The organism is Paenibacillus sp. CCS19, assembly GCF_033239625.1.
GTDB lineage: Bacteria > Bacillota > Bacilli > Paenibacillales > Paenibacillaceae > Paenibacillus_T.
The window spans coordinates 157,531-173,144 of sequence record NZ_BTCK01000002.1 but is presented as its reverse complement, the minus strand read 5'-3'; the positions used below and the strand labels follow the sequence as shown (position 1 = coordinate 173,144).

13 protein-coding genes and 3 pseudogenes are annotated in these 15,614 nt (G+C 42.7%); 6 read left to right on the top strand and 10 right to left on the bottom strand.

The window, feature by feature from the left end; all coding sequences use genetic code 11:
• Positions 1 to 477: 477 nt before the first annotated feature.
• Positions 478 to 672, top strand: a pseudogene (locus tag SBI19_RS02875) (IS110 family RNA-guided transposase); the annotation flags it as partial.
• Between the two features lie 562 nt (positions 673 to 1,234).
• On the opposite strand, the gene SBI19_RS02870 reads toward SBI19_RS02875, so the two are convergent.
• Positions 1,235 to 2,104: a hypothetical protein gene (locus tag SBI19_RS02870; RefSeq protein ID WP_317964745.1), complete on the bottom strand. Its 870-nt coding sequence runs from the start codon at positions 2,102 to 2,104 to the stop codon at positions 1,235 to 1,237.
• 74 nt (positions 2,105 to 2,178) lie between these two features.
• Here SBI19_RS02870 and SBI19_RS02865 point away from each other — a divergent pair, with 74 nt between their 5' ends.
• Positions 2,179 to 2,379: a hypothetical protein gene (locus SBI19_RS02865; RefSeq protein ID WP_317964743.1), complete on the top strand. Its 201-nt coding sequence runs from the start codon at positions 2,179 to 2,181 to the stop codon at positions 2,377 to 2,379.
• A gap of 64 nt (positions 2,380 to 2,443) precedes the next feature.
• Here SBI19_RS02865 and SBI19_RS02860 read toward each other — a convergent pair whose 3' ends face one another.
• The 4 genes and pseudogenes from SBI19_RS02860 to SBI19_RS02845 all read right to left on the bottom strand — a co-directional run bounded on the left by SBI19_RS02860 (position 2,444) and on the right by SBI19_RS02845 (position 4,491).
• The gene (locus tag SBI19_RS02860; RefSeq protein WP_317964741.1) at positions 2,444 to 2,758 is read right to left on the bottom strand and encodes a hypothetical protein; all 315 of its coding nucleotides are present in this window, start codon (positions 2,756 to 2,758) and stop codon (positions 2,444 to 2,446) included.
• 122 nt (positions 2,759 to 2,880) lie between these two features.
• Positions 2,881 to 3,063: a hypothetical protein gene (locus tag SBI19_RS02855; RefSeq protein ID WP_317964739.1), complete on the bottom strand. Its 183-nt coding sequence runs from the start codon at positions 3,061 to 3,063 to the stop codon at positions 2,881 to 2,883.
• Positions 3,064 to 3,259: 196 nt separating this feature from the next.
• Positions 3,260 to 3,775 (bottom strand): annotated as a pseudogene (locus SBI19_RS02850) (recombinase family protein); the annotation flags it as partial.
• A gap of 218 nt (positions 3,776 to 3,993) precedes the next feature.
• Positions 3,994 to 4,491: a hypothetical protein gene (locus SBI19_RS02845; RefSeq protein ID WP_317964737.1), complete on the bottom strand. Its 498-nt coding sequence runs from the start codon at positions 4,489 to 4,491 to the stop codon at positions 3,994 to 3,996.
• Between the two features lie 305 nt (positions 4,492 to 4,796).
• On the opposite strand from SBI19_RS02845, the gene SBI19_RS02840 reads away from it, so the two are divergent.
• Positions 4,797 to 5,270: a hypothetical protein gene (locus SBI19_RS02840; protein WP_317964735.1), complete on the top strand. Its 474-nt coding sequence runs from the start codon at positions 4,797 to 4,799 to the stop codon at positions 5,268 to 5,270.
• A 565-nt stretch (positions 5,271 to 5,835) separates the two neighbouring features.
• Here SBI19_RS02840 and SBI19_RS02835 read toward each other — a convergent pair.
• A pseudogene (locus SBI19_RS02835) lies at positions 5,836 to 7,072 on the bottom strand (IS110 family RNA-guided transposase).
• A gap of 179 nt (positions 7,073 to 7,251) precedes the next feature.
• Between SBI19_RS02835 and SBI19_RS02830 the strand changes: the two are divergent.
• Positions 7,252 to 7,665: a DUF3888 domain-containing protein gene (locus SBI19_RS02830; RefSeq protein WP_317964733.1), complete on the top strand. Its 414-nt coding sequence runs from the start codon at positions 7,252 to 7,254 to the stop codon at positions 7,663 to 7,665.
• Positions 7,666 to 7,951: 286 nt separating this feature from the next.
• Entirely contained in the window at positions 7,952 to 9,160 is a 1,209-nt protein-coding gene (locus tag SBI19_RS02825) for an IS110 family RNA-guided transposase (RefSeq protein WP_317964731.1), read from the top strand.
• A 191-nt stretch (positions 9,161 to 9,351) separates the two neighbouring features.
• On the opposite strand, the gene SBI19_RS02820 is transcribed toward SBI19_RS02825, so the two are convergent.
• The 3 genes from SBI19_RS02820 to SBI19_RS02810 all read right to left on the bottom strand — a co-directional run bounded on the left by SBI19_RS02820 (position 9,352) and on the right by SBI19_RS02810 (position 12,287).
• On the bottom strand, positions 9,352 to 9,678 hold the full coding sequence (locus tag SBI19_RS02820; RefSeq protein WP_317964729.1) for an NIPSNAP family protein: 327 nt from the start codon (positions 9,676 to 9,678) through the stop codon (positions 9,352 to 9,354).
• 300 nt (positions 9,679 to 9,978) lie between these two features.
• Positions 9,979 to 10,971, bottom strand: a complete 993-nt coding sequence (locus SBI19_RS02815; protein WP_317964727.1) for a copper amine oxidase N-terminal domain-containing protein — start codon at positions 10,969 to 10,971, stop codon at positions 9,979 to 9,981.
• Positions 10,972 to 11,108: 137 nt separating this feature from the next.
• Positions 11,109 to 12,287, bottom strand: coding sequence for a serine hydrolase domain-containing protein (locus tag SBI19_RS02810; protein ID WP_317964725.1), 1,179 nt, complete (start codon positions 12,285 to 12,287; stop codon positions 11,109 to 11,111).
• Positions 12,288 to 12,491: 204 nt separating this feature from the next.
• Here SBI19_RS02810 and SBI19_RS02805 point away from each other — a divergent pair, with 204 nt between their 5' ends.
• Complete coding sequence (locus SBI19_RS02805) at positions 12,492 to 12,923, top strand: pentapeptide repeat-containing protein (RefSeq protein ID WP_317964723.1); 432 nt, start codon at positions 12,492 to 12,494, stop codon at positions 12,921 to 12,923.
• A 436-nt stretch (positions 12,924 to 13,359) separates the two neighbouring features.
• Here SBI19_RS02805 and SBI19_RS02800 read toward each other — a convergent pair whose 3' ends face one another.
• Entirely contained in the window at positions 13,360 to 15,276 is a 1,917-nt protein-coding gene (locus SBI19_RS02800; protein ID WP_317964721.1) for an alpha/beta hydrolase, read from the bottom strand.
• Positions 15,277 to 15,614: the final 338 nt, after the last annotated feature.

Sequence of the window (15,614 nt, the reverse complement as noted above, 5' to 3'; positions counted from 1 at the left end):
GTGAGCAAATGTTCCTCCGATCGCTGTTGTGTCCAGATTGTTCTGATTAGAGTAGATCAGAAAGTGTAACAAACCGGACACAAAGGCGAACGCTTAAAGCTTTTCGTAGAAAAGCCGCATCGGAAGCATACGCTTTGCTTCTCCAGAATCATTTGTTCACTTCGTTCTTGGCGACAAGCGCTTCTCCAGAATCATTCGTCCACTACGTTGACTTAACAGTTGTGGCGGTGGGGAATGGGTGAACGGTCTCGCAATATGGCTCGAACGTTTTAATTTGGATTTAGTTATCCTTGATTGTTGATAGTTGACCAAAAAGAAAAAACCGCTCAATAGGCGGTTATTTCTGAACTATCGTTTTCCGTTAGAATTCCTGTAACACGAATAATTTGGCGTTTGAACAAAAACGAGCGCCTCTGTACGATGGAGTTACGCACGAGGTCAAAAGCCTTAAAAAGCCCATCAGGAGGTCGCTCTACTATGAAGTTTAAGTCACAGGACAAGCAAAATCAACTCATTGAAAACATTACCGTTTCTCACCTAGTCATTGGCGTAGATATCGCCCAAGAAGTTCATGTGGCCCGCGCTGTCAGCTTCCGCGGGATTGCTCTGGGAACTCCTCTCGAGTTCGGTAACCATCGTGAAGGGTTCAATCTGTTCGGACGCTGGATTCAAGAGAATCGCTAGGGCGAAGTGGAGACGTGCGTATAGTGGAACATTATGGGTGATCCTTATACACCTTTATTTCCGCATGTCCAATTTTCCATCTCCCAGCCACCGTCTCCCCGATCATCCTTTTCTTCTATTTACTACAGGATGATATCCTGCGAATTCATGAGTCTGAGTGAGGAAACCGAATCATTTCGAGGGAGTTTAATGAAACGTCAGGGATTGTCTGGTCGGCTGCCGCGGTATCCTTATGCAACTATCGTCTCCATTAGCTCAATGGTCTGACCGATCATTCAAACACGGCTATGTACGAAGATATTTGGCTATGGTGGGTATGCTTTTCATAGATTTGCCGAGGGCTCTTTCACCTCTATCCGATGAAGAGGCGCTCGAAGCAACCAAAATCTACAGCGTCGCCGGCAAGCTGGGCATCAGCCGATCCTTGCTCAATCGAACGCAGTCATTCAGCGCGTATCAATCGGGGAAGTACCCTCTACCCCGTTTGTTACCATACCATCTGAAACGTTCACTTATGGGGTGGTGGTTTTGGTCCCAGTGATTTAAGTCGTCAACTCGATACATTTTCTATTTGGTTCTGCTGTGGTCCATTTAACCATGTGTTAATTTTCTTCTCTAAGTACTCAATCTTCGGTGCGTAAACAGAAGCAAAAACCTTTTGGGAGTTTTTTAGGAAGCTACTACCTACCTCCAGTACGATGTCGTTCTCGATGCCACTACTTCCTGTAATAGAAATTCCTGCCCATCGGTCTGTACTCTCTTCATAAATAAATAAATCAACTTTCCCGTTCATGTCTCCATTAGCGTCACTTCGGTAAACATCAAATAATTCACCTTGGATAGAAAGAGCTAACAACAAATCTGTTGTAATCAATTCTTTTACAAATCCGTTGTAGCCACGATACTTTCGTAACATAATACACAATCCAAATTTTATTTGAGGGTCAACGCTGGGACATCCCATGGATTTATATAGTTCTTCCCAACCTTCACTATTGGCAATGAAGTTACTGGGATTAACTTTTTCCAATGCCATCTGTCTGTCAACCTCTTCTTGAAATTCAACCCAAGTTGTTAAGGATTCCCCAAAGACAGACGATACGATATCGTGCAATGCTGGCAAATGAGCACTTAAATCAATTAGGTGAGAATCCTCTACCCCGATCTCTCTACAATAACTATAGATTTGATCGTATGGGATAATCGAATTATCAAAATTTATCGAGCCCTTATTCTGTTGAAGCCTGTCTTTATACCAAGGGACGATAGCATTAACGTCAAGCTTCTTAGGTAGCTGCCTATATATATTAAAGTCTTGCCGTCCTGCTTTGCTAAGAACCCCACGTAGCTCAGGATGAATTTTTTCCAATTCTTTCATACTTAGTCCATCATTTTGAGAGTGTGCCATTCTTCTATACACTGTGTTGCCTCCAAAATCATACTTTACCAACTGTCCGCATATTCTCATCTGTCACCTAAGGGAGGTAGATGATAATGAATACAGACGGACTTTACGACATCAAGAAATGGTACTCGGTTTCTGAAATACCATTCATGAGAGCGGCTTACGAAGAATTTAGAAAGAGGTCGGGTAGTGAGCAACACGCTGAATATCCGACACTCGAATCATCATTCGACCCACCATATGACGTTTCATTCGACCCAACATTCGACGCAACATTTGAACAATATTGAGCCCCTATAAGGGCTCATTTTTTTATTATTTCCAATTCTATGCTTCTATAACAGGACGTTTTAGTCAAACATCCTGGCGGTCATAGTTCACGATTCGATCAAGTTCCAAGGTAAGGGCTTGAATGTCCTTGTCGATGCGCCGAGTACGTCGAACGAAGTCGTCCTTGCTAATTAACGCTTCCTTATATATATCAATTTCTTTGTCCTTGCTTAAGGTCAGCTTTTGAAGCAGTCGCTCAATCTCGGCTTGCCTGTTGCTGCTGATGTCGAACGAGAACTTGATCCTGATGTAAAGTTCAAAGAGTCCGATCAGGTCTTCTGTACGTAGTCGTTTGATCTCAAGTTTGACTTGTTCGAGAATATCATCCTCGATCAGCATGTTCCTGTGCCCGCATTTTTCCGCGCCGAACGCAATTGCTTAATTAAATAAGGTGTTTTGATCTCTGTCTCAGAGACGGGGGTCAGTCCCGGTCTATTCAAATAACTTCTTCTCTAAAGCAATTAGGGCATCGACCGACTCAGCCAAATGCCTTGATATTCCTGAATTTTAATCATATGATGATTTATTTCCTTTAAAATTTTTACAGTATTATTTTTCCTTTTAATAAAATCATTAATTTCATTGCGTAGATTATCCATTTCGATTTCCATTCCGCCCATACGATCCCATTCACCGATGTTCACATCATCGAGCATCCATTTAAAAACACTCTTGATATTGCCCGTTTCCTTATCAAAGACAAGTTTTTTTGATATACTTGTTGATGAACCGTAACCGCCATTTATATCTCCTCCTAATTAATTTGTTCAAATGAATCTAATCGCATTTAACGACGTTTTTAAACCATAACAAAGTAAAAAAAGCCGCTCGGCGGCGGCATTAGGCATTTTCACGACCTGTTTCATGCTCCTTGACGCGACGATAGAATGTCGGCTTTGTCATGCCTAACAGCTTCATCGTTGCTCTGGCGGTCAATTTTCCCTGTTTCCATTGGGTGTACGCTTCCACGAACCGATCATCGGCTTCAATCTTCGGTCTACCGAACGATACGCCCCGTTCCATAGCTACTGCGATACCTTCCGCTTGCCGTTGCTTGATGCTGTCACGTTCCAATTGATATAACGCACCGAATACCATCAACATAAATTGACCTTGCGGCGTACTGGTGTCGATCATTTCTTTCAGGCTGACGACCTTAACGCCTTTCTCGCTCAATTCCTTCACGATGCTCAAGAAGTCGAACGTGTTCCGCGCTAATCTTGATATGGATTCTATGTAGATTGTGTCGCCCTCGCGCACGAAGTCCATCATCTCGTTCAGCTTCGGACGGTTCATGTTCTTGCCACTGACCTTTTCAGTAAAGAACTTCTCAACGCCTTGCACTGTTAGTGCAACAACCTGTCGTTCCTCGTTTTAGTCTACGCTTGATACCCTGACGTACCCGATCTTCAACCGCCCCAACCCCCATACCAATATTTGTCTGAACTCTACTATGGAGTGTTTCAAATAGTCAACATCCACTTTTGGAACATGTTTCAGTGAGATAATGACTTATTGAAACTCAATAATGGGTGGGTATCAGCACGTATCGAAATGTGTACTTTCTGAGACTGTTAAAGCCTAACCCCTTTGGCTTTATATATGAAATCCAAAGTGCTAAAGTAACCCACTCGAACCCTTTCGTACTCTTGTTCTGATAACTCGTTGATGTCTGTGAGCTGTCTAAGATAGTAAAACAAGTTGTATGCCAGATTGATACTATTACCTTCTTCATCATCAAGCATAATTAGTTCATACTTTACACGATCGTATTCCGAAAAATTAAAAAGGAAAACGCTATCAGGAATCTTGTAAGAAAACGGCTTTTCATTAGTTTGTAGCAGCTGTGTAAGTTCTTTGCAATGAACCCTTGACATATTAGTTTCAATTTCATGGGTCAGGAATAATTGGATTGAACGACCCAAGCGCTTTCTTTTTTCAACCTCTAAATTCATTTCTTTTTTTCTTTCTTCTCTTATCTGTGCTTTTGCTGCTGAGACCGCCCCGAAGTATCCCACAGCCGCTCCTATTAGTCCCGATGTGCTTGAAATCACTGCATCCCACACCATCATCAATATACCCCCGTATAAATATTCTTCCAAATTTATACGTAGAACCGACATTATAGTTTCCTAATCGTCAAGCATCAGGGAGGAATACGTCAGATACGCCGAGCTCTCGGAGTTTATGGGTTGAAAAGATGTTGCTGAATGGGATTTCCTGACCTTGCCATTCGTCTAAAATTCTCTCGTTTCAAAAGGGAGAATACGGAATATTGTGATATACTACAATTTGAGTTGTTTAGGTGACAAAACTTGTCATTTGAAAACAACTATGATAAAAGTAGTAGTCGAAATACATCTCGGGGGTTATGATAATGAGTGAAAAAAAAGAATTGTCTTTAGACTTAAATGCGATATTGAATAACAAGTGTTTGATTGCTGATTTCATTATTATACCAGAAAAACGCAAACAGCTTATGGAATCAGATGACAATTCTATAAGGCGTTTCTTCGCATATTTTATTGACAAAAATAATGCAAAACAAATAACAGATTTGATTTCTACGGGTCAATATAAGAAATATTACGATGCGAATATTGGACATACTAAACCTTATTCTGATTTACTGATAGATTTAGCAAAAGAGATTATTGATACTATTGATGTATTTAAAATTGGGAAAATTATTGGGGTTGTGGGCAAGGGAGCAACCCAAATAAAAAGTATGAGTATGGCAAATAAAATAGTAAAAGGTTTTATATCAGACCTTTCGAGTCAGAACATTAGCAATCGTATCGAGGGATATTTAAATGTTCGCAATGGAAATGGAACAGAGGAAACAAAATAAAGAGTTAAGGACTATCTTATTAAGTTAAAGGGAAACGATAGCTCAACCAACCGCCCAAGATAATATGGGCGGTTTTTTACACCCTGACTATAGATTTCTTTAATTCCACCCACCTCTGTTTCATTAAGTGGGGCTTCTTCTATTATCTGAACTGCTCCATTAATTTATTGAACAAACGTCTCCCTCCCTCGGTTTTAAGGATTTATCTCACATATACTCACTCATTCGCAGGATTTCAACACCTTAGATCAGATCAATCTTAGGATAGAGAACTGATGAACCCCATTGAGGTGGTGGGCTGGGCATGCGGAAATAGAGGATCATTAGGAAATATTACCCAATTAATTTTCTACTGCACATACTCCACTAATCCCTTGGCGTTCACCCTTCCATAACTCAACGGGTCATTGCCCTTACAATCCTTCGTTATACTTGTCCAAGGTGTGGAGACCGATCGCGTTTAGCGGATGGGTCATAGCCCTTAAGGGAGACGAACTCGGTCCTCCGTGCTTTCTTTGTGAAATCCCGCGAACGAGTCAATATACGTGATGTTTCTTCATAAAACCTAAGCTGCTTCAGTCCAGTTCAAAACCGTTTTCTCTGGCGTAAACTCTTCTCCTCTTTGAACAATACCAACTAAGATCCGCGCTAGTTTTCCAATTAGCTTAAAGATGGACTGCTGCTTTTTCATCTTCTTTTCCTGCAAATTATGTTCATGCAGATGGCGAAAAACGGGGTTATTCCAAACAAGTTGAACTGTCGCGAGATAGAGATATTTTCGCAAGGCAGAGTCTCCACGTTTCGAAAGAACAATTTGTCCTTTACGTTTTCCAGACTTACTTTGAGCCAGATTAAGGCCAGCCTTCCGTAAAACCTGGCGTCCGTGTGCATAGTGCCTTAAATCCCCTGTACCAGCCAATATGGCTGCGGTGAAGATCTTTCCGAGCCCTTTTATGGTGCGAAGTTGCTGCGCCATTGGAATCTCCAAAAGCAACGCTTCGATATCCTTTTCGATCTGTTCTAGCATGGAGGTTACACGCTCAAACTCTTCAATGAGCCGTTTTAAATCTGCTTTCGCTTCGTCAACAGCAACCCGTTCTCCAACACTTCGTTTTGCTTGTGCGATCAGTTGCGCGGCCTTTTCAGTTCCCGTAGTGCCTCCAGCACGCTGCATATGGACTCGCCATGCACTAAGGACATCCGATACAGTATACTTCTCAAGATCCTGTGGACAAGGGAAGGTCTTGAGAGTGGAAACGGATGTCCAGCCAGCGTACAATTCGATTCTGCAAACGTACACTATTCGTCACCCAAAATTCTCGGTCACTCATCAAGGTCTTCAAGCGCTGAAACTCATGTGACTGACGCGTGTACTCGTAGTAGAAACCTCGGCTGACGGAATCTGCAATAGTCAGTGCATCTTTTGGGTCATTCTTTGACGGGCTATTATCACGGTTTTCTTTATTTCTCTTCGTCGTTGCTGGATTAACCATGACCACATGCACGCTTTTATCTGCTAGCCAGTTGGCCATGTTAAACCAGTAATGACCGGTTGGTTCCATGCCGATGATGAGCTTATTCAATCGATGTTTCTGCTGTAATTCACTCATCCAGCGGTTCAGTTTTTCAAACCCTTCAATACTATTGGAAAATGATAGATGGCGTTTTGAAACCACTATCCCGCGGAAATTTGTAGCTTGTGCGACATGTATTTCTTTCGCCATATCGATCCCTATTACAAGATGCGAGGTAGTAATTTGTTCAACCCGTTGATTTTGTGCGTCTATTTCCTTAAACTTCATAGTAAGAGCTCCTCCCTGATGTGTTCTCGACAAACCCATCATACCGAGGAGCTCCTTTTTTTACAAAGCTCATTTCTTAAGCTCTACAGGATTGTTTAGTTCGAAATACACATAACTTATTTGGCAAAGGTAACAATATCTATGTTTGGATAAAGTCATTCGAGAGGTGTATAAAGAAAATGAGAAGAGTGCTATTCACTTTTATCCTATCCCTTGTTAGTAGCTGTTTTCAAACAACAACCTTTGCATCAAATAAACCAACTCAAGACTCTGAAGAGCTTAGGTTACAGGATATGCTTATGAACCTGCTTACACCTTATATTGAAAAGGATTTGCACAACTACTATTACCCAAAGATATTTAGTGCTTTCTCACCTATTGTTGCTCCGTGGAAAATTAATGTGATTGAAACAAGAAGGGTAAATGGTTTCCGTGGCTTTATTTTGGAAATTACATTTGAAATTGAACCTACGGATGGTGGGCATTGGGTCTCCATTGGAAAGGACAGAATGACCTATGAAATCTCCTCTGGACCCAAGGTTAAATTGATTAATCATACTCACGTAACCACATATAAGTATCTTCTAGAGTGAATACAAAATAATTGTTAGCTTTTTATAACTAACCTGCCCGTTCGTATTATGAGATCAACCATTTCTTTCTGGTTGATCCTTTTTGCATTAGCTTCGAGGATTAGGGTAGCCGGGTCGAACGTACCTGCCCGTGGGACTTGATCCCGAGCGCTATTATGTTCACCCCTACTTGTCATGACCATGATTGAGGCTGGTTGGGACATAGATCCCGTATCACATGCGATGCTGTGGAGCGACAAGGAGGTTCATATGGGCTACCGGTAAATCTATTTCGAGGAGAGATAAAATGAACCCTGTTATAGGGCTAGACATTTCTAAAGAAGAAAGCCATGGACAAGCTTTCTTATATCAAGGAAAACCATACCGAGGGGTATTCCATTTCGAACATACACGGGATGGTCTCGAGATATTGCTTCAAGTGATTCATGACATTGAACATGAATCAGGGCATCGACCTACAATGATCCTCGAAGCAACCGGGCACTATCAAAGCCCTGTTGTTCAATTTCTAGAGGAGCATCATTATTTATTTATCGTTATCGATCCGCTCATTTCTAATCGGCTTCGAAAAACCAATCTTCGTAAAGTAAAAACGGATGCTGCTGACGCTTATCTTCTGGGCGAGCTTTACTATAGGGAGGAATTCGAACCATTCAAAACAAGAGGTGTAAAACTGCTTAATATGCGTTATCTGACGCGACAACACGAGTCCTTCTCTAAGATGTGCGTGCAGACGAAGCTACAATTCCAAGCCGTTCTGGATCAGGTTTTTCCGGCGTACAAAGGTGTTTTCGGGGCTATGTATTCTAACGTGTCCCTTCGCTTCTTACTTGAGTTTCCGACTTCATCCTCTGTTCTACAAGTCAGTGAAGAGACTCTTAACATCACAATCAGTGATCTTCTATCTTCAAAACGTGGACGATCAGAGAAGTGGATTAATGAACGAGTTCAACGGCTGATGGAAGCTGCAAAACGAAACCCATTTCAGCAAACGATGTATGAGAGCCACTTAATTAATCTTAAGATCTTGATCAGCCTTATCCTTCAGTACCAAGAGCATCTTTCTACATTGGAACAGACCATAGATGCCCTGGCTACTGAGATTGAAGAGTATGATTTAATCCTGTCGATCCCCGGTATTGGCCCAAAAATTGCTGCAACAATTTTAGCGGAAATTGGTGAAGTCGACAGGTTTGATCATCCAAAGAAACTGGTTGCCTTTGCAGGAATAGACCCCAGCGTTTTTGCTTCAGGCAAGTTTACAGCTACACGTAATCGAATCACCAAACGTGGTTCCAGGCAGCTTAGATATGCACTAGTTATAGCGGTACAGTGTGGCTTGATCCGCTCTCGCAACACTCGTTTTAAAGAGTTCTACGAACGCAAAAGAGCTGAAGGAAAACCTCACAAAGTGGCTCTAGTGGCTTGTGCAAATAAGTTAGTTCATTGGTTGTATGCCATTTTAAAAAGTAAGAAATCGTTCCGTCCAGCATAACAAAACAATGATGGTATAACCTTCCAATACAACTCAAATTGGAGGGCTGTTTGGCATGCTTATTAATCAATATAACACAAGTCCTCCAGTTGCTTTGCTGGTAATGTTGACAAGCTATTAGCTGGTATAGTTGAACAGCCTGCTGGATCACTCCGGCAGGCTGTATTAATGAAGTATGGTATCCATTTGGTTTAATTTTCCAATTTAAAAAATTCAGCTTGATTCATAAAATATTCATCAATTTTTTCGACTATAAGCCCTCCGTTTTCTTCCGAGCTGCGTTTTACTTGAATCCATTCGTTGTCTTTCTTAAACTGCTCCCATAGTCTTTGACGCTGCGCCATGTCCTTAAATTCCATCACATAATATAGTTTATTTTGTCCTGTTGCATCTATCCAGAAATTCACGACCTTCATTCCCAGTCTTGTAAAAATTCTAAACGTATGCTCCTTAAATCTGTCTTGAATGGCATCCATTCGACTTTCGTAAATCGTATAGATTCGCAACTCGTATATCATGTTATTTCCTCCCTGAATGAATCTGATTGGTAATCCAGCACACATCTATTTCGACTTGTTAAAAATCAGATCGAGCGCATTCTCTCTGGACACTCATGCTAACCTCCTAAAACACACAGAGGTAAGGGATACCTCTCCCTTACCTCTGACCAGGCGTACGGCTATGACAATATGTGCTCCTCGTGTGTCTCCACGTTTACGCCAGTCACACTTACCAAATGTTTACTGTGATTATAGTTAGAATATTTACCGAAGTAAAGAAGTTAATTTCGTTATCCTGCCCGTCCGTTTGCTTTCCGATCAAGGGATCTTCAGACTAGTTTGCGTTACGGTTACGGTTTCCTTTCGAACCTCATTCGGAAGTACGAACGACAACGTTCCGTAGGAATTGGCCGCATCGTATAGAATGTTATCGTAAGCCGTTTCGGTATACGTTCCATCGGTATCGATATAGCCGCTTCGATGGATCGGCCCCATGTAGTCTTGATAGTAGAAATAAGCGAACCGCTTGTTGATCAGGGGCGTATGTCCTGTGCGGCCCTTAAGCCGATCCGCGAATAATTGTTGAATGGCGCTGCCCTCTGCATCTTCCACGTAAGCCTGCCAAGTTGCCACGAAGAAATCATCCTTATACTCAAAGAAGGTGATGGTCGAATTGTTCTCGATCATGAAAAACCGAAGCGCTTCTCCTTCAGGAAACAGGTAGGCCGCGCTGGCAGCAGGTTGATTCGTTTTCAATGGCCGGTGCTCATAATTGCGTAAACCGTATGCGCTCATGTTTCCAACCAAGTACGATCTGCTTCTCTCCAAGTCACCGGAGAGGATCTGAGCGCGAGAATTCTCATTGGGCAGACCTGCATATGGCGATCGGATCGAAACGGTATTGTTTTTATAATCTACCATATAGCCGAGCTGCTCAGAAATGAACCGCAAAGGTACATATACGCGGTTATTGATCAATGTGACCGAAACGTCCAGTAATGTGTCTGCTGACAATTCAGGAGCTGCGAAATTGTCCACCCATGCTGTCTTCTTACCGACAGTCAGCGAAGCTATTTTGGACCATTTGGATACGATAGCGGTTTTCTGTCGTTGATTCCACTCGACTGACGCACCGAGCGATTCGGAGACGGCACGAAGCGGAAGCAGCACCCTGCCCTGAACGACAATCGGGTCGCTGTCTGATTGCAGCTGTTTATTTTTTACCACAATACTGATTCTCTCGTCCGCTGCGGCAATCGAACTACAACAAATCATGCCGATTACGGCAAACGCCGCAATAACCTTCTTCATACCGTTCACCTTCTATGCTAAATGTTGGTTTCATTGTCGCAAAAGGTTGTGTACTCAACCATAAGTAAATAATGGATGCTTAATACAATATAGAAAAAGATCCCTACCATTACGATAGGGATCGAGTATTCGATTTGCTAGAACGAGCTAACCACAATATTGCGCAGTTTGCGGGTGAGAGGCATGGTGCCTGCGTCTTTCTTTTGGATCATATACAGGAATGTAAGGTCGTCCGCTGGGCAGTTAGTGAAGAAAGCGCCGAGCCAGCCGTCCCAGCCGTATTCGCCTGTGCTGCCGATAACACCAGCTTTGCCGAAGTCTGTGATGACGCGCATCATGTTGCCGTAGCTGTGGCCGCGCAGCGTTTGCCAGCCATTGAAGTTCTGCTGCTGCTCATCCGTCAGCGTAGAGGAACGGAAGTAGCGAACCGTTCTCGGACGCAAAATCTGTACGCCATTCAAGCTGCCCTCGTTCATGAGCATCGTCGTAAACTTCGCGCTGTCATCGATCGTGGAAGCCAGTCCGGCGCCGCCCGATTCGAATCCAGGCGCACGGTCGAGCTGATGGTTAATGCCCAGATTGTTGCCCAGGTACAGCTCCAAGCCGCCTTTGCCGTCATCGCCGTACGTCCTCGCAAGGCGCGAGCGCTTCTCTTCTGGTACCCAAAAGGCCGTATCATTCATGCCCAGCGGTTCGAAGATTTGCTGCTTCAGGAACTCTCCGAAGCTCACGCCGCTAACAACCTCAACGACAGCGCCGAGTACATCGGTATTCGTGCCATACTGCCAAGCAGAGCCTGGTTGGAACGCAAGCGGCGCTTGACCAAGTCGATTGGCCAGTTCAATCGTCGTCATCGGAGAATCGCTGAACAAGCGGCGATCGAGCTCTTTGAACAGCTCATCCGTCTCGCGCTCTGCCTGATTGCCAAGGCCCGGATATACCAAGCCGGAGGTCATGTTGAGCAGGTCCTGCAGGTTAACCTCGCGTTTCGCAGGGACGAGCTTGTCCCCTTCGACAACCTTTTGCCCCTTGAAGCCTGGCAGGAACTTGCTAACCGGATCGAACAGGTCGATCTCCCCGCGCTCCAGCAGCATCATGACCGCCGTTGCCGTCACCGGCTTCGTCATCGAATACAGACGGAAGATCGAATCCCGTTTGATCGGCTTACCCGCTTCGATATCCGCCAAACCATCCTCGTGATAGAAAATCTCCTCGCCTTTATGAATCACCATCATATTCGCGCCAGCAACTTCGTTGTTATCAATGCCTGCACGCAGCACGGCTTTCAATTGATTAATCGCTAATTGGTCCAACATAAGTAGTAAGCTCCTCTCATTTAAATCTCTCAAATCCTATGGCATCAACTATTTATTGTACAGAAGATGAGCCAAGACAGCCATACCGTTCGTTGATTTATAATAACATGCAGGAAAGTTTTCAGACTCGCGCATGCAGGATTATTGTATCCTCAAGCGAATGAATGGAATAGAACAGTATTCCATATTATGGAGGATCTCGATATGAACGAAACAAACGGAAAATTTTATACAGGTGATCTAACCAACTCGACGATCGAAAATGCAAACTTGAACGAAACAATCATCAGATATGCAAACATGCAAAACGCTCAACTCATTCACGTTGACTTAAGGGGCACTACCGTTCGGGCATCCAACTTGTCCGCTATGAATGTGGAAGGCAATGCATGGTGGGACATGCGTATGAACAAGTGTGACGTATATGGAATGAAGTTTGATGCCGGCACCTTGGAAGACGCGACAGTTTCCAACTCGCATCTCGTCAATGTAACGTTCGAGAACTGCATGATTGACGGCTTAATGATTAATGGCGTCTCGATCAAAGAATTGATTGAGAACCATCCCGACTACCGCTGCAATGAAGAGACTGTGCCGCAGAAGACTGTCTATAATGAGGCAGGAGCTCGGGTTTAAAGCCCGATTGGACAAGTGAGAAAGAGCCTCCGCCCCACGGGCGGTTATATTTTATGAATTCAATGATTAGCGTCCAAACAGAGAGTAGAATCGCGCATGAGGAGGAAGTTTGTTGAGGCCAATCAATGTCAATCTCCGACAGGAGTATACTGCTGTTATTAATAAACAGATTATCAAATTCGGCAGAAGAATTTCTTTTACAAACTCAAATAGAATAACCTGTTCTATTTTTATGCAACATCTAACCATATTTTCAAGCGCTTGGGGTCAATGAAATAAGACGTAAAAATAGTACCACTCGGGTTTCAAAACCTACCATTATTGTTTTTTTCAGTAGCGCTATTTTCACTTCGATTACCCACTTCTAACTCAAATCGTATTTGATTCAAACTACCAAAAAGGACGTTACCCATATGAGCAACGTCCTTTTACTTGATTATTTTTTAGTAAAGTTATATCCGCCAGTGATGTACGAATACGAAAGCGGCAGTTCTGTCCACTTAATATATGTTACACCCTTAACAACAATCGTTTCTTTGCCTGTGTACTTTACACCCAGCAGCGTTAACACAGAAGAGTGCAAATACGTACTGCCATTGACCATATAACCAGGCAAGAAGTCTTTCCCATTCACTTGGGTGCGGACGACTTGATAATACGTCTTAAAATTGTATCCGCCTGTAATGGGTTCTGCGATTAGTGGTACTGAGAAATCCGTCCACTTATAGTAACGTTTGCCTTTGTAGTCCACATAGGTCGGGTTTGTTGCGTATATAGCGTTAAGAGCTGTTTGCGGCAAATACGTGTCCGAACCAACTCGGATACCATCCTCATAAGCTACGCCATTCAGTTTAACCGTAACACTCGAGTAAGTAACAGTTGGTGTAGATGTAGCTATCGGAACGAAGTTGTAGCCTCCATCCAGTGCTATAGCCGTCACTTTTACACTAAGGTCATTCCACTTGTAGTAGTATGCACCATCTACCGAAATCTTTGTACCACCTGTTGCCTTCAGTGCATTAAGTGCTGCTTGAGGGATATAAGTATCATTGTTTACAACAACACCAACGCCGTAACTTACCCCGTTAATTTGCACATTCAATGTGCGATATGAATCAATTTCTTTCTTCTGTACTGGAGCGGGTTGAACAGTGAAATTATAGGTCTGGTCGTTCAATTTCTGATAGTTTAGTTTGACACTTAATTCATCCCATTTGTAAAACTGCTTTCCATCAATTGTAACCGAGGTTGTTCCTCTAGCTTTTAATGCATCTACTGCAATAAATGGAAGATAAACACTGCCATTAATGACCGGACCGATACCGTATCCTTTGCCATTGATTTGAACCTGAACCGTTTGATAGTAATCCAATTCAGGATACTGTTCTACATAGTAATCTTTCAAGGTCGGCAAAATTCTGAGCATTCCCGAATGGTCTGTGTCAATCGGATAACAATGGATGTTTGTTGTAAACAAAGACAGACCACAAGCGCTGTCTCGTGAGACAATCTCCGCTTTTATGGTTTGTGTTTTCGATTTCGTCACGAGACCAACCGTTACCGGACCAGCAAGAGGGTTTATATTAACTTTGATACCTGCCGGATATTCAATTGTTGCTTTATAAACGACATCTAGCTCTGTAGCTTCCCAGCTTATTACTTTGATGTTTTTATTGAATTTGTTCCCTTTCGTCATGAAACCGGCATCTTTTAAACTTGTGAGGGCTTTTGAGCCTGGCACCAAATCAACAAGCGTTGGGTCATTTGTATAGAGAGGCCGTATCGGGTTTTTTATCTCGTTGAGATAAAACGCATTATCTGAACCCAAAATCGGACTATCAAACGTAATCAACGTATTGATATCTGCTCCGCCATTATCCAAAATGTATTTAGTTGCGGCTAATCCACCCATACTATGCGCCCAAATATCAACCTGGGGGACATTTAATTGCTTTTTTATCGCTGTAATGGCGATTTTAAGCCATTCCGCTTGTTTCGCTATCGTTCCAATGTTGTCCTCGAATACGATACTAATAACGATGGGCATTTGCGCTACTCTTCTTCCACCAGGTCCATCCGTGATAGAATCAATGACCTGCACTGGTACCAATGTTGTGATGGTGCCGTTTTTGTTGATTTGAATTTCGCCTTTCGAACCAAACTCTTGTTCATATTTCTCTTTGAACGAAGCAAATGTATCTGTTCCGCCCGTTCTACCGTGAACAAAAAGAATAGGTCTTACTTTTGTTTGAACTGTTGTAGCTGCCTCTACTCGCTGCTGGTTCGGTGGTACGATAAACATCGTTACCAACAAACTCATGAGAAGCATGACCGTCATTATCTTTTTATACACACCGATTCCCTCCCTTATCTCCCAGACGAATTCCACTTATTAACATCAACTATCAAACCAATTCTAATATATAACTACATACTTGTATTTAAATTTTCCACAAACTTTCTTCATCGAGAAACTATGTATATCCTAACTATGTTGATATATGTACCTTTTTGGCTATGTAAGCCACATTTGTTGGTATAGAGGCAGATTGGAATCTGTGACTGTCTGACAAGAATCTATCAACAGAATAAACCGAGGATATGCTAAAGAAGCCTCCAACACATGTATGTTGCAGGTTCTTTACCGCAAAATATTAATTACAAAGAGAACCTTAATACCTGTTTTAAAAT